Annotated in this window: 13 protein-coding genes and 1 pseudogene; 5 read left to right on the top strand and 9 right to left on the bottom strand. The window is 71.2% G+C overall.

Annotated features, from left to right (window positions below):
- Window positions 1-37: 37 nt before the first annotated feature.
- Window positions 38-808 carry an NADPH-dependent F420 reductase gene (locus VT50_RS05815; RefSeq protein WP_046088339.1) on the bottom strand — a complete coding sequence of 257 codons (771 nt, stop codon included), beginning with the start codon at window positions 806-808 and terminating at the stop codon, window positions 38-40.
- Window positions 809-975: 167 nt separating this feature from the next.
- Here VT50_RS05815 and VT50_RS05810 point away from each other — a divergent pair, with 167 nt between their 5' ends.
- Together VT50_RS05810 and VT50_RS05805 are read left to right on the top strand one after the other, a co-directional pair.
- Window positions 976-1,626, top strand: a complete 651-nt coding sequence (locus VT50_RS05810) for a TetR/AcrR family transcriptional regulator (protein WP_046088356.1) — start codon at window positions 976-978, stop codon at window positions 1,624-1,626.
- A 92-nt stretch (window positions 1,627-1,718) separates the two neighbouring features.
- On the top strand, window positions 1,719-2,492 hold the full coding sequence (locus VT50_RS05805) for an IclR family transcriptional regulator (RefSeq protein WP_046088355.1): 774 nt from the start codon (window positions 1,719-1,721) through the stop codon (window positions 2,490-2,492).
- Window positions 2,493-2,540: 48 nt separating this feature from the next.
- Here VT50_RS05805 and VT50_RS05800 read toward each other — a convergent pair whose 3' ends face one another.
- The 4 genes from VT50_RS05800 to VT50_RS05785 all read right to left on the bottom strand — a co-directional run bounded on the left by VT50_RS05800 (window position 2,541) and on the right by VT50_RS05785 (window position 6,292).
- Window positions 2,541-3,143 carry a DUF305 domain-containing protein gene (locus tag VT50_RS05800; protein WP_046088338.1) on the bottom strand — a complete coding sequence of 201 codons (603 nt, stop codon included), beginning with the start codon at window positions 3,141-3,143 and terminating at the stop codon, window positions 2,541-2,543.
- 80 nt (window positions 3,144-3,223) lie between these two features.
- Window positions 3,224-4,168, bottom strand: a complete 945-nt coding sequence (locus tag VT50_RS05795) for a DUF1996 domain-containing protein (protein WP_046088337.1) — start codon at window positions 4,166-4,168, stop codon at window positions 3,224-3,226.
- Window positions 4,169-4,303: 135 nt separating this feature from the next.
- Entirely contained in the window at window positions 4,304-4,846 is a 543-nt protein-coding gene (locus VT50_RS05790; RefSeq protein ID WP_240529050.1) for a DUF2165 domain-containing protein, read from the bottom strand.
- Window positions 4,847-5,017: 171 nt separating this feature from the next.
- Window positions 5,018-6,292 (bottom strand): virginiamycin B lyase family protein, encoded by a 1,275-nt coding sequence (locus VT50_RS05785; protein ID WP_053048689.1) that lies wholly within the window; start codon window positions 6,290-6,292, stop codon window positions 5,018-5,020.
- Between the two features lie 315 nt (window positions 6,293-6,607).
- Between VT50_RS05785 and VT50_RS05780 the strand changes: the two genes are divergently transcribed.
- The 3 genes and pseudogenes from VT50_RS05780 to VT50_RS05770 all read left to right on the top strand — a co-directional run.
- A complete protein-coding gene (locus VT50_RS05780; RefSeq protein ID WP_046088336.1) occupies window positions 6,608-7,081 on the top strand; it encodes a carboxymuconolactone decarboxylase family protein in 474 nt (157 codons plus the stop codon).
- Window positions 7,082-7,124: 43 nt separating this feature from the next.
- Entirely contained in the window at window positions 7,125-8,048 is a 924-nt protein-coding gene (locus VT50_RS05775) for an RNA polymerase sigma-70 factor (RefSeq protein WP_046088335.1), read from the top strand.
- 87 nt (window positions 8,049-8,135) lie between these two features.
- A pseudogene (locus VT50_RS05770) lies at window positions 8,136-8,834 on the top strand (epoxide hydrolase family protein); the annotation flags it as partial.
- Window positions 8,835-8,869: 35 nt separating this feature from the next.
- Here VT50_RS05770 and VT50_RS05765 read toward each other — a convergent pair.
- The 4 genes from VT50_RS05765 to VT50_RS05750 are packed head-to-tail and all read right to left on the bottom strand — an operon-like array spanning window position 8,870 to window position 14,382.
- Entirely contained in the window at window positions 8,870-11,251 is a 2,382-nt protein-coding gene (locus tag VT50_RS05765; RefSeq protein WP_046088334.1) for a bifunctional salicylyl-CoA 5-hydroxylase/oxidoreductase, read from the bottom strand.
- Between the two features lie 32 nt (window positions 11,252-11,283).
- Window positions 11,284-12,957, bottom strand: a complete 1,674-nt coding sequence (locus tag VT50_RS05760; protein WP_046088333.1) for an AMP-binding protein — start codon at window positions 12,955-12,957, stop codon at window positions 11,284-11,286.
- Between the two features lie 40 nt (window positions 12,958-12,997).
- On the bottom strand, window positions 12,998-13,900 hold the full coding sequence (locus tag VT50_RS05755; RefSeq protein ID WP_046088332.1) for an acyl-CoA thioesterase: 903 nt from the start codon (window positions 13,898-13,900) through the stop codon (window positions 12,998-13,000).
- Window positions 13,897-14,382 (bottom strand): cupin domain-containing protein, encoded by a 486-nt coding sequence (locus VT50_RS05750; protein ID WP_046088331.1) that lies wholly within the window; start codon window positions 14,380-14,382, stop codon window positions 13,897-13,899. The genes VT50_RS05755 and VT50_RS05750 overlap by 4 nt, the downstream gene beginning before the upstream one ends.
- Window positions 14,383-14,497 lie beyond the last annotated feature (115 nt).

Below are 14,497 nucleotides of genomic sequence, written 5' to 3'. Positions count from 1 at the left end.
GACACAACCGGCCCCAGCCCGTGGGCGGTTGGGGACGTCAGCGCAGTACGCGGTCCGCGGTGAGGACGCGGGGCGTCTCGGCCAGCAGGGTGCGCAGCCGGTCCGCGGACAGCGGGGCGCCCGGATCCACGGGGGGCCGGGTCCGGAACGATCCGCTGGACCTGACCTCCTCGGCCATCGTGGCCTTCGCCGCGTTCAGCGCCTCGGGGTCGGCGGAGTAGGGCGTCACATAGGCGGCGGTGTCCGGCTCGAAGCGCCAGCTCTCGGTCAGGGGGCCCGCGTCGACGGCGTCGAAGCCCAGCCGGTCGATCAGCGCGGCGGCGCTCGTCCTCGCCTCCGGGTCGTCACCGGCGATCGGCAGGGCGCTGCGGTCGGCGGCTCCCGTGGGGCGCGCGAGCGCAGGGATGTGGCCGTCCGTGATGTTGTTGAACGCCTTGACGAGCCTGGCGCCGCTCAGGTGCCGCTGGACGAGCTCGCTCGTGGTGGTCTTGCCCGAGTCGAGCTCCTCGAAGTCCCCGTCGCGGGACGGGTAGTAGTTGATCGTGTCGAGCACGACCTTGCCCGCCAGCGCGGCGGCCGGGAGCTGGCGGTAGGCGGCCAGCGGGACGCTCACCACCACCCAGTCGCCCGCCCGGGCCGCTTCCTCGGGCGTCGCGGCCCGGGCGCGCTCCCCGAGCTCGGCGACCGTCTGGGCCAGGGTCTCGGGCCCGCGGGAATTGGACAGGACGACATCGATGCCCGCCGCGATCGCGAGCCGGGCCAGTCTGGTGCCGATGTTGCCGCTGCCGATGAAGCCAAGCGTTGCCATGAAAGAGGTCTCCTCGTCTGACGGACCCGTACGGGTGCGCGAAGGCCGGGGCCCCGCCCGCCCGCCGAACCGGAGCGGTTGCTCCTCTTGACCGTAACACAACCGGAGCACGCGTTCCGCAACATCCGGAGCGAGTGCTCCGTAAAGCCACCTGTACGCTGAACGCCGTGACCAGCGCCGACCAGTCCACGCCCGCACAGCCCCCCGCCAGGCGCGCCCGCCGCGCGGACGCCGAGCGCAACCGCGCCGCGATCATCGAGGCGGCCGGTGTGGTCTTCGCCGAGCAGGGGTGCGCCGTCGACGTCCGCGAGATCGCCCGGCGCAGCGGTGTCGGCATGGGCACGCTCTACCGCCACTTCCCGGCCAAGGACGATCTGCTCATCACCGTCCTGGAACGGGAGGTGACCTCCTGGCTCACCGCCGCCCACGAGGCGGCGGCCGCGACCGAGGACCCCTGGGAGGCCCTGACCGGCTTCTTCGAACAGGCCCTCACCCATCAGGCCCGCAACCGCGCCCTCGTCGAGAGCTACACCGCCACCGGCGCCCCCTCGCGCGTATGCGCCCGGCACCGCGACGCCTTCATCGACGAACTGCGCGTCCGCTGCGCATCCGCCGGACTCCTCCGCGAGGGCGTCACCACCGCCGACCTCGTCCTGCTCAGCACCTCCCTGAGCCAGACCGTCCAGGCGGCCGACGACAGCCACCCCGGCCAGTGGCGCCGCCTGCTGCGGATCTCCCTCGACGGCCTCAGCAGCCGCAACACCGAGCCACTGCCCGAGCCGGGACCGCGCGCGGACCCACCCGTGAGCGGCGACTGACCCACCGGCCGAGGACCGCATTCCCTGTGTCTGATATTTTGGACGCAGTCTGCGGAGACGGGTTCCGCTGAAACGTGTGCTGGGAGGCCATCGTGGCGCGTCTCACCGCTCCGGCCCTTCGCCGGGGCCTGGACATCCTGGAACTGCTCGTCGACCAGGACGAGGGGCTGCGGGTTCCGGAGATCACCCAACACCTCGGCCTGCCCCGTGCCACCACCCACGAACTCGTCAACACTCTGGCCGACCGCGGCTATGTGACGATCTCCAAGGAGACCGGACGCGTCGTGATGGGGCTGAGCGCCCTGCGTCTCGGCGCGGGCTATGAGCGCGGGCTCGACCTCGCCACCGTGGGCCGGGAGTGCGCCGGTGAGGTGGCGCGGGCATGCGGCGAAACGGTCCAGGTCGTCGTGCGTGACGGCGGATTCGCGGTGTTCATCGTGCGCATCGACAGCACGCACTCGGTCCGGCTGGTGTCCCAGGTGGGAAGCCGTCTGCCCGCCTCCTGCACCGCGGGCGGAAAGGCCCTGCTGAGCGCCCTCCCGGCCCGGGAACTCGATGAGCTGTTCCCGAACGACAAGGCGCTGCAGCGGATGACCGCCAACAGCGTCTCCACCCGCGAGCGGCTGCTGTCCGAGGTCGAAACGGCCCGCGAGCGCGGCTGGACCGAGGAGTACTGCGAGTCCAACGACCACGCGGCCTGCGTCGCCGCCCCCGTGTACGACCGCCTCGGCCACTGCGTGGCGGCCATGAGCATTTCGGTGCCCACTCCGCGATGGGGCGACGCGGAGAAGGAGCACTACGTCGAGCTGGTCCTCGACGGCGCGAAGGCCATGGCACGACGGCTGGGAGCAAGCGTGCCGTCGTAACCACCCACCAAGCGGCCCACGCGGGCCCGTACCCTCCCGCCCGAACCGCTAGGGCAGGCGGGCCCGCCAGGTGTGCGAAGTCCGCTCCACGCTCACGGCCAGTTTCCTGGTGGCCGGATCGGCGCCCGCCGAGCGCTCCGAGTGGGCGACCTTCGCCGCCTGGTCGAGGTGTTCACGCATCGCCGCGAGGAAGAGCGCGTCGAAGGCGGTGCCCTTCGCCCGCTCGATGGTGTGGAGTTCGTCCTCCGTCACCATGCCGGGCATGTCGTGCCCCTCGTGGGGGTTGGTGTCCGGCACGCCCGCCCGGGCCAGCAGCTTTCGCAGCCGGGCGAGTTCGGCGCGATACGCGGTGGCCACCGGCTTCGCCCACTTCTCCACCCCGGCGTCGGAGGAGTGGCCCGGGACCAGGTCGAGCAGGAGCACCGCCTGGTCGTCCATCGCGATCATCAGCTGGATCCAGCCGATGTCGCTGGAGTTGAACGTACCCGACGTCGCCTGCCCGCTCGGGGCCCGGGCGGCGGGGTGCCGCGCCGCCGACGTCGACCGTGGCTCGCCGGACGGCTTCCCGCCGCCCCCGCCACATCCCGTGGCGAGCAGCGCCGCCAGCACCGCTGCGGACGCCGCGCGCCGCGCGGCGGTGGCCGATGTCATGCCGGGCCCCCTCGTGTTTCGTGTGCGTGGGTGTGGGCGGAGCCTCCCGTCACGGGGCTCCGCCCACCGGCGGAACGGGGTCAGGGACGGCCGTCCGCGCCGCACTTGACGATCACGTTGATGCAGTCACGCACCCGCCGGGCCATCTCGTCCTCGGGCCAGGCGTTGAAGAAGTCGCCGTGCATGGTGTACCCGGCGCCCGACGCCAGCTTGAGCCGCGCGGGGTCGCCGTTGACCGGGTAGCGGAGCACCTGGCGCAGCTTCGGCACGGCCACCGGGTGGGTCGCCGGGCACTGGCCACCGACCGGGTACGCCATGTGGCTCTTGTGGTCGGGGGAGTCCAGGTCCTTCCCGTTCCAGCACTGGGGGAAGTCGAGGTAGGACTCCAGCATCGCGCCGGAGGGGCAGTTCACGAAGTCCTTGGAGGGGTTGACCTCCCCGTGGTGCAGGCAGGACCAGCGTGAGGTGGACGTGGGGTCGTCGACCCCGGTGGCCTTGGCGTTGCCCGCGACGATCCGCAGCCCCTGGGGGAGCGGCTTGATGGTCGCGATCACATCGTCGCGCACGCCCTCGCCGAGGTAGTAGAAGGTGGTGCCGGTGGGTTCGACCTCCTTGCCGTCGGCGTAGAGGGTCGGGGTCCAGTACGAGGACAGGTCGGTGGTCGGGCTGCAGCTGGTCCTGCCCCTCTGCAGGGCGGCCAGATCGGTGTGGGCGTTGGTCGAGTCGTTACCGAAGAAGCTGTGCATATGGGACGCGCCGGGGAGCCCGGGGAACACGATCGGGTCGTCCGGCAGCCGGTGGGTGAACGGGCACTCGGCGACGAACTCCGCGACGCGCACCGGTGCTTCGGCGCTCCGCGGGGTCGACGCGGCCCTGTCGGCGGCGCGGAGATCGGCCCGCGCACTGGCCGAGCCGGTGGACAGCATGGACAGGATGAGGCCGACGGCTGCGAGGACGACACCCGGACCTCGCCAGCGGCCGAGGGCTCGCCGTAACGGCGGGAAGCGCGGGGGAGTGGACGACATGACTCTCCTTTCCGTGCGCACACGGGAAGAGCGGAAGAGCGGGAGGGAGAGCCCAGCGGTGCGGTCACGCGGGGTCCTCGGGAGAGCGCTCTCACAGAGCGCTGCTGCGGACGTTAAAGGTGAGTCACATCACTGTCAAGACTTCGTGGTGCCGGGCTCGGTCCGCTCGCCCGGGAGCAGGTGAATGAGCAGCAGTACGACCCCGGAGATCAGGAAGACGCGGGTGGCGGCCTCCAGCCCGTTCCACTGCTTGGACTGCCACATGGCGAACCACTCGCCGCCGATGGCGATGAACCCGGCGCCGAACAGCAGCATCAGCATCAGCAGCCCGACCGTGCTGGCCTGACGGGCGCGGCGGACGCCGCCACCACGCAGCCCCGCGCCCCACATGGCCGTCGCGGCGAGGAGGACGAGGGCGGCGACGCTCTCCCAGACGATGATGGCGACGTACGCGGTGTCCTGGAGCGCGGTGGACGTGATGGCCCGCCACATCAGATCGTCGTCCTTGAACGTGGTGTCCATCGCCAGGACATGGCGGACGAACTGCTGGTTGGAGTCGAAGTCGGTGATGTTGCCGACGGCGACGAGCGCGATGTACAGGGCGATCGTCCCGGTGAGCAACCCCGAGACCGCGGAGTAGGTACGAGGGGAAGGTATTCCGCTGGCTCGCTCGCTCACGATGACTGTCTCCCCGTTGTATTCCGTTGACCGGACCGTATTCCGTTGATCGGACCGAGCCGTAGCGTACAACTGCCCGGATCACGACGGTCATGGACGCCATGGGCGATGCGTTGTCGTGCCCTCCGGGACCCGGGTCCCGGAGGGCACGAGATGGTCTCCGCCGGAGCGTCAGCCGGTGAAGGTCAGTGTGGCGGTGGAGGACGAGGGGTCGAAGCCGGGTGCCCCGGCGAAGGCGGCGGTGTACGTCGGCGCCGTGAGGGCGGTGGGCGGGACGACCACATTGGTGAGGCTGGCCACGCCACTGGCATTGGTGACCGCCGAGCCCAGCGGCAGCGGACCGGTGACGGCGTTGGCCGTGAAGCTGACGGTCTGGCCCGGCACGGGGTCGCCGCTGACCGTCTCCTCGAGGGTGGCGCTCAGCAGCGGGATGACGAACTGGCCGGTCATGGTGTTGAGGGTGATGACGGCCGGCGAGGCGGTCAGGGTGGTGCCGACCGTCACGGACGGGGTGAGCACGGTCACCGTGTCATTGTTGTTGTTGGTCACCCACACCTGGTCGGGCGAGGCGTTGATCGCCACCCCGATTGGGTTGGCGCCCACGGTCAGGGTGCTGGTGACCGTGTTGGTGGCGGCGTCGATGACGCTCACGTTGTTGGCGCCGTTGTTGGCGACGTAGACCAGTGAGCTGTCCGGCGAGACCGCCAGGGTCTGGGGTGCGTTGCCCACCGGGATGACGGCCACGATGGCGTTCGTGACCGCGTCGATCTTGGTCACGGTGTTGGCGAAGGTGCTGGTGATCCAGACGAACGAACCGTCCGGCGAGATCGCCACCCCCGACGGCGCGCCCCCCACGGGGATGGTGCCCACGATGCTGTTGGCGGTGACGCTGACCTTGTTGACGGTGTTGCTGAAGGTGTTGGCCACCCACGCGAACAGGTTGTCGGGGGTGATGGCCACCACCGGCGGATTGCTGCCGATCGGGATGATGTTGACGACGGTGTCGGTGGCGACACTGATCTTGCGCAGCTGGTTGCCGAAGAGGTTGGTCACGTAGACGAACTGGCTGTCCGGGGTGGCCGCCACTCCGAAGGGGAAGGCGGTGGCCCCGACGGGGATGGTGGCGACGACGGTGTCCGTGGACGTGTCGATCTTCTGCACCGACCCGGCGCCGGGGACGGCCACATAGGCGAAGGCGCCGTTCGGCAGGACCGCCACGCCCCGGGGGGAGCCGCTGGGGAGGATTCCGGTCACGGTGGTCTGGTTGAAGGTGGTCGTGTCGTACACGAACACCGTGCTCGTCGCCGGGTCGCTGTTCCCCGCGTTGGTCACATACGCCTTGGTGCCGGCCGGATTGATGGCCACGCCCGTCGGCTGGATACCGGCGGGAAGGGTCGTGGTCGCGAGTATCGACGGCGTGTCGGCGGAGGGAAGCTGGATGGTCATGTCGGACCCCTTCAATGAGAAGCGCGGCTCTCGGCGGGGCGGCACATGACACGGCACGGAGCGCCCATCCGAGAGCGCTGCCGACCGTCGCGGTCGGCGGCGAACTCCCCCGAAAGGGATGGGCTGCCGATCCGGGTTCATCAATTCCAGTAACGCAAAGCGAGGGGACGGTGACAAGGAATGCCGGAGAAGCCACCCGTTCGGCCTAGTGGTGGTCGGTGGCGGGGAGACGCGGGTCACAACTGTCCGTGTCACAGCGGACCGGGTCACCTCGTCTCAGGGGTGTAGCCACTGACGACCACGGAGGAGCACACCATGGACGCGCGACTGAACTACACCGCCAGCCCGACCGCGGGCAAGGTCCTGGGGCCCGTCATGGCGGCGGGGAAGGCGGTCAAGGAGTCGCCGCTGCCGCCCGCCACGCAGGAGCTGGTGGCGCTGCGGGTGAGCCAGATCAACGGCTGCGCCGGCTGCCTCGACATGCACACCAAGGAGGCCGCCGCGGCCGGTGAGTCCGCGGTGCGGCTGAACCTGGTGGCGGCGTGGCGTGAGGCCACGGTCTTCACCGACGCCGAGCGCGCCGCGCTGGAGCTGGCGGAGGCGGGAACCCGGATCGCGGACGCGGCCAATGGCGTCGGCGACGAGGTGTGGGCGAACGCCGCCAAGCACTACGACGGGGAACAGCTCACCGCCCTGGTGATTCTGGTCTCGTTCATGAACCTGGTGAACCGGCTGAATGTCATCACCCAGCAGCCGGCGGGCAACTACCAGGTCGGGCAGTTCCATTGATCGGCGCTCGGCCGTCCGGCCGGTCGCTCAGGGGGGAACCGGCATGAGCAAGGTGGAGGAGTTCGAGGAGCTGCGGCCACTGCTGTTCTCGATCGCCTACCGGATTCTGGGCAGTGTGAGCGAGGCCGAGGACGCGGTGCAGGAAACGTGGCTGCGCTTCGACGGCTCGGCCACCCGGCCCGTGTCGGTCAAGGCGTATCTGTCGGCCACGGTGACCCGCCTCTCCATCGACGTACTGCGCTCCGCGCGGGTGCGACGGGAGGAGTACGTGGGCCCGTGGTTCCCCGAGCCGCTGCTCAGCGATCCGTATCAGGATCCGGCCCGGGCGGTGGAGCTGGCCGACTCGGTGTCGATGGCGGCGCTGCTGCTCCTGGAGCGGCTGAGCCCGCTGGAGCGGGCGGTGTTCGTGCTGCGGGAGGTGTTCGCCTTCGGGTTCGACGAGATCGGCACGGCGGTGGGGCGGTCGGAGGCGGCGTGCCGCCAGCTGCTGGTGCGGGCGCGGCGCCACATGGCGGACGGGCGGCCGCGGTTCGCGGCGGACCGGCAGGAGCGGCAGGAGCTGGCCACGCGGTTCTTCGACGCGCTGAAGGACGGCGATGTGGGCGGGCTGCGGAAGCTGCTGGCCGCCGATGCGCACCTGGTCGGTGACGGCGGCGGCAAGGCCCCGCAGCTGGCCAGGGCCGTCACGGGCGCGGAGAACGTGGCGCGGCTGCTGGGCCATGTCTTCCCCTGGCTGCTGCGGATCGACGCCTCGTTGGAGCCGCGCGAGGTGAACGGCCAGCCCGGTGCGATCCTGCGCGACCGGGACGGCAAGGTGCTCCACGCGCTGGTCCTCGATGTGCTCGACGGGCAGATCCAGACCATCCGCACGGTGGTCAACCCCGACAAGCTCGGCCACCTCGGACCGGTCGGCGACGCGTGGGCCGTGGACCGCGAGGTGAAGCGGGCCCGCCGGACCGCGAGGTGAATAGCTCCGCGGCGGCGCGTTGGGCGGTCCCGGCGCGGGGGGGGATTACATCGTGTGACGGCTGACCTGGGCACTAGGCTGCGCGGCATGCCGGACGCCACGCCCCGAACCGAACCGTTCACCCCGCGGGCCGACCCCGCCGCTCTGGAGGACCTGCGCGGACGGCTGCGCGCGACGCGCTGGCCGGACGCGCCCGAGGACGCCGGGTGGGCGCTCGGAACCGACCTCGGCTACCTCCGTGAGCTCGTCGCCTACTGGGCGGACGGGTTCGACTGGGCCGCGCAGGAGGCCGCGCTCGCCCGGCTGCCGCGCTTCCGCGTCCGGCTCGGCGGCCTCGGAATCCACTTCGCACACGTCAAGGCCGTGGCCCCGGCCGGGCCCGCCCTGCCGCTGGTGCTGAGCCACGGCTGGCCGGACTCATTCTGGCGCTATACGAAGGTCATCCCGCACCTGACCGACCCCGGTGCGCACGGCGCCGACCCCGCCGACGCGTTCGACGTGATCGTGCCCGACCTGCCGGGCTACGGATACTCCGCCCCGCCCACCGACCGGCCGCTCGACTACATCGGTGTCGCCGGGCTGTGGGCCGAGCTGATGGACGTCCTCGGCTATGCGCGGTTCGGCGCGGCAGGCGGAGACGTCGGCAGCTATGTGAGCCGTTACCTCGCGCTGGAGTGCCCCGACCGGGTGGTGGCCGTGCACCGCATGGACGGTGACCTGCCCGTCTTCGACGGCACCGGGACGGACCTCACGCCCGAGGAACGCGCCTGGTTCGAGGACATCACGGGCTGACCCCCGGTTAAGGCGCCGCTCGCACACCCTCAGGACACGGGGGCCGGAGCGCGTTCCGGGGTCCAGCGCAGATGAACCGTCTGGTCGGCGGGGTCGGGCCGGAGCAGTGAGAGCCTGGGCCGCACGGCGTCGGTGCGCGCGGCCGGGGGCTTGCGGGCGCCCGCGCCGAACTGCACCGGCCATGTGGCGCCGGGGCCCCGGTACTCCTGCTCGGCCGCCGCGTGCAGGGTCCAGTGCGGGTCGTAGAGATGGGTGCGGCCCACGGCGCACAGATCGGCCCGGCCCGCCAGCAGCAGCGAGTTGACGTCGTCGTACGAGGCGATCGCGCCCACCGCGATGACCGCGGTGCCGGTGGCCGCGGCCACCTCGTGGCGGATGCGGTCGGCGAACGGGGTCTGGTAGGAGCGGCCGAAGGCGGGCCGTTCGTCCTGGGTGACCTGACCGGAGGAGACGTCGATGCCCTCCGCGCCATGGGCGATGAACGCGCGGGCGATCTCCACGGCGTCCCGCTCGGTGGTGCCGTGCGGCACCCAGTCGGTGGCGGAGATACGCACGATCACCGGCCGCTCCGCGGGCCATGCCTCCCGTACGGCGTCAAAGACCTCCAGCGGGAAACGCAGCCGGTTCTCCAGCGGACCGCCGTACGCGTCGGTGCGGCGGTTGGCGGCCGGGGAGAGGAACGAGGACAGCAAGTAGCCGTGCGCACAGTGCAGTTCGAGCAGATCGAACCCGGCCTCTGCGCCCCGGCGGGCGGCGGCCACGAAGTCCTCGGCGATCCGGTCCATAGCGGCGCGGGTGAGCTCGCGCGGCACGGCCGAGTCCGGGCCGTACGGCAGCGGGGACGGGCCGACGACCTCCCAGTTGCCGTGCGGCAGCGGGTCGTCCATCCCCTCCCACATCAGCCGGGTGGAGCCCTTGCGGCCCGAGTGGCCGAGCTGGAGGCCGATACGGGCGGTGCTGCGCTCATGGACGAAGGAGACGATCCGCCGCCAGGAAGCGCCCTGCTCGTCGTTCCACAGCCCGGTGCAGCCGGGGGTGATGCGGCCGTCGGGCGAGACGCACACCATCTCGGTCATCACCAGCCCGGCGCCGCCCATGGCCTTGGAGCCGAGGTGGACGAGGTGGAAGTCGCCGGGCACGCCCTCGACGGCGGAGTACATGTCCATCGGGGACACGATCACCCGGTTCTTCAGCTCCAGCTGGCCCAGCCGGTACGGCTGGAACATCGCGGGTGCCACGCCGCCCCGGCCCTGCGCGGCGGCGAAGGCCAGGTCGACCCGGTCGGCGAACTCCGGGTCGCGGGTGCGCAGGTTGTCATAGGTGATCCGGCGGGAGCGGGTGAGCAGGTTGAAGCAGAACTGGGTCGGCTCCTGGTGGATGTACATCCCGATGTTCTCGAACCACTCCAGCGAGCCCTGCGCCGCCCGCTGGGTGGACTCCACGACCGGTCGCCGCTCGGCCTCATAGGCGGTCAACGCGGCCTCGGTGTCGGGGTGTTCGTGCAGACAGGCGGCGAGGGCGAGCGCGTCCTCCATCGCCAGCTTGGTGCCCGAGCCGATGGAGAAGTGGGCGGTGTGGGCGGCGTCCCCGATGAGCACGAGGTTGCCGTGGTGCCAGCGCTCATTGCGTACGGTGGTGAAGTTCAGCCACTTGGAGTTGTTGGCGAATACCTGGTGGCCGTCGAGTTCTTCGGCGAAGAGCTCACGGACGCGCGCCACGGCGTCCTCGTCCGAGGCGCCCGGCGCGAGGTCGGCCCCCTCCGTGGCATCGAAGCCCGCCCGCCGCCAGACGTCCTCGTGCATCTCGACGATGAAGGTGGAGCCGGTGGCGGAGTAGGGGTAGCCGTGCACCTGCACGACACCCCATTCCGTCTGCTTGACGAAGAACTGGAACGCCTCGAAGACCCGGTCGGTGCCGAGCCACATGTACTTGCTGTGCCGACGGTCCAGGGAGGGGCGGAACACCTCCGGATGGGCCGCCCGTACGGCCGAGTTGACGCCATCGGCCCCCACCACCAGGTCGTACGACCCGCGCAGCCGCTCGGTGTCCGGGGCGAGGGCGGAGAAGCGCAGGGTGACGCCGAGGTCGCGGCAGCGCTCCTGGAGCAGCCGGAGCAGTTCCTTGCGCCCCATGGCGGCGAATCCCTGGCCGCCGACGGTGTGGCTCTCGCCCCGGTAGTGGATGTCGATGTCGGTCCAGCGGGCGAAGCGCCGGGCCATGCCCCGGGCGATGGCGGTGTCGGCGTTCTCGATGCCACCGAGCGTCTCGTCGGAGAAGACGACGCCGAAGCCGAAGGTGTCGTCGGGGGCGTTGCGCTCCCAGACGGTGATCTCGTGGGCCGGGTCGAGCCGTTTCATCAGGGCCGCGAAGTACAGCCCGCCGGGACCGCCGCCGATGATCGCGATCTTCAAGGGGGTTCCTTTCAGCAATTAGCTCTCAGCTCTCAGCTCTCAGCGACGGCCTCGGCGGAGCCCTGCTCGTCTTCGACGATCCTGCGGAGCGCGAAGCGCTGGAGCTTGCCGCTGGTGTTGCGCGGCAGGGCGTCCCGGAACCGCACCTCGCGCGGGTATTTGTAGGGCGCCAGGACCCGCTTGACGTGGTCCTGGATCTCCTTCGCCTTGGCCGCGCCGCCGGGCACACCGTCCCGCAGCACCACGAAGGCGCACACGATCGAGCCGCGCTCGGCGTCGGGGCGGGCCACCACGGCGGATTCCACGACGTCCGGGTGGGTGTCGATGGCGGCCTCGACCTCCGGGCCGCCGATGTTGTACCCGGAGGAGACGATCATGCTGTCGCTGCGGGCGTGGTAGTGGAAGTAGCCGTCCTCGTCCCGGTGGAAGATGTCACCGGTGATGTTCCAGCCCTCCAGGACGTAGTCCCGCTGGCGTTCGCCGCCCAGATAGCGGCAGCCGACCGGGCCGATGACCCCGAGTCTGCCCGGCTCCCCGGGGCCGAGTTCCGCGCCGTCGGGGCCGAGTACGGCGGCGCGGTAGCCGGGGACCGCCTTGCCCGTGGCGCCGGGCCGGATGTCATCCCCGGCCGCGGAGATGAAGATGTGCAGCAGCTCGGTGGCGCCGATGCCGTCGATGATCCTCAGGCCGATGCGGGCCCGCAGCTCCTCCCAGATGGCGCGGGGTATGTGCTCGCCCGCGGACACGCCGGTGCGCAGCCCGGCCAGCCGCCGCTCGGCGCCCTCGCGCAGGATCGCCCGGTAGGCGGTGGGCGCGGTGGCCAGGGCGGTGACGCCGTGCCGCCGTACGAGCTCCGCGAGCCGCGGCGGAGTGGCGGACTCCGTGAGCAGGGCGCAGGCTCCGGCCCGCAGCGGGAAGACGACCAGCATGCCGAGGCCGAAGGTGAAGGCCAGGGGCGCGGTGCAGGCCACCAGGTCGTCGGGGACCAGGCCCAGGGTGTGGCGGCCGAAGGTGTTGTCGATGGACAGGATGTCCCGGTGGAAGTGCATGGTGATCTTGGGCGCGCCGGTGGATCCGGAGGTGGGGCCGAGCAGCGCCACATCGTCGGCGGCGGTGTCCACGCCGGTGAACGCACCGGACTTGGCCGTGGCCCTGGCCACCAGGTCCTCCGGGCCGCCGCCGCCGTACTCCACCACGGTCAGCCCGGGCAGTACGGTGTCCCTGACCGTGCGCACGTCAGCGGCGAACCGGTGGTCCACCAGGGCGATCGACGGCAGGGTGCGCTCGGAGACGGGGACGAGCTCCCGGGGGCGCAGGGCGGCCATGGTGGTCACCACCACACCACCGGCCTTGAGGACGCCGAGCCAGGCCGCCACCGTCCAGGGGTTGTTGGGCGAGCGCAGCAGGACCCGCTGCCCCGGCACCAGGCCCAGGTCCTCGGTGAGCACCTGGGCCACCTGATGGGCCCGGACGCGCAGCTCGCCGTACGTCCACACCTCGCCGGACGGGGTGCGCAGGGCGGGGCGGTCGGGGCCGAACAGCGCGGTGGGGGTGTCGATGAGCTCGGTGGCCGCGTTGAGCCGGTCCGGGTAGCGCAGTTCCGGCGTGGTGAACTCGAGGGTCGGCCACAGATGTGCGGGGGGCAGCCGGTCGCGGGTGAAGGTGTCGAGGTGTGCCGAGGGCGAGAGGGGGAGCGGAAGAGTCACGGAAGGGTCCTTCCGGGAGCCCGCCGGGGAGGGCGGCGGATCAGGTGGTGCGGATCAGGCCCTCCTGGACCACGGTGGCCAGGTGGCGGTGATCGCGCGTGAAGAAGCGCCCCGTGCCCAGGCCCCGGCCGGCGTCGGCGGCGACGGCCTCCTGGACGTAGAGCAGCCAGCCGTCCACCGGCCCCGGGCGGTGGAACCACATCGCGTGGTCGAGGCTCGCGGTGACCAGTCCGGGCCTGGCCCAGGGCAGGTCGAGCACCCGCAGCACGGGTTCGAGGATCGTGTAGTCGCACACATACGCCAGGGCGGCCAGGTCCCGCTGGGTGTCGGTCAGCCCGTCGACCGTGCGCAGCGGGTCGAACGGCCTGAGCCACACCGCCTGGTGCGGAAGGCGCTTCCCCTCGACGGTGAGATAGACCGGGCCGGGCACATGCCGCATGTCGAAGCCGCGCCCGCCGGACCAGTACGCCTTGGACTCCTCGGTCATGGAGCCGCCGTCGCGCTCGGCGAGGTACTCGGCCGAGGTGGGCAGGCCCTCCGGGCCTGGCACCTCGCCGCCGGAGCCGGGGTGGAAGTCCGCACCGGGCTCGCCCGCCGCGAATCCGGCCAGACAGACGTACAGCGGCTTGCCGTTCTGGTAGCCGCGCACCTGCCGGGTGCTGTAGCCACGGCCGTCGCGCACCGCCTCCACCTCGTAGCGCACCTCGGCGCCGATGTCGGCGGGGCGCAGGAAGTAGCTGTGCATCGAGTGGAGGGACTTGCCGTCGGTCACCGACCGCATGGCCGCCGCCGCGGCCTGGGCCACCAGATCGCCGCCGTACGCCTTGGGCCAGGGGCAGGGCTGGGTGGTGGCGGTGAAGGCGAGGTCGAAGTGTTCCGGCTGGGCGGGCTTCAGGGTGACGGCGGCGGTGAAGACGGCGGAGGTGGGGGACGTGCCGGTCATCGGCGGTCCAGCCAGTCGCGCAGCTCGGTGTCGGCGATATCGGGCAGGTTGACCACGATGTTCTCCGGTGTCCTGGTGGTCATCCAGGTCAGCGGCTTGGTGCGGGAGAGGTTGCACTCCACGTGCGGCATGTACGGCGGCACGAAGACCCAGTCGCCCTCCTCCATGTCGAGGTAGTCCCGCAGCTCTTCGCCGAAGTAGATGCGGGCCCGGCCGGACAGGACGTAGCCACCGGTCTCGGCCTCGCCGTGGTGGTGGGTCACCGAGCGGTAGCCCGGTTCGTTGCTGACCTTGCCGAACCAGAGCCGGGTGGCGGAGGTGTGCTGGATGCTCACCCCCGCCACCCGGACGGCACCGCCCGAGTCGGCGGTGTTCGCGCTCTCGAGGCCGCCGCGGGTCACCACGGGGGCGACGATGCCGCTCGGCAGCCGGTACATCGAATTGTCGCCCTGGAGGCGGTACTTGCTCAGATCGGGCTCCATGGGGTCGGCTCCGTTCAGTCGGGGACCAGGATCCGATGTCTCGTGTTTCTCACGGTCGTCATCTAAAGTCAATACACCTGTCCGGCCGGGGGACAGGACGGAACACAACCGAGCC

This window comes from Streptomyces antioxidans (genome assembly GCF_000968685.2).
Taxonomy (GTDB): Bacteria; Actinomycetota; Actinomycetes; order Streptomycetales; family Streptomycetaceae; genus Streptomyces; species Streptomyces antioxidans.
This window is presented reverse-complemented; position numbering and strand designations above follow the sequence as displayed.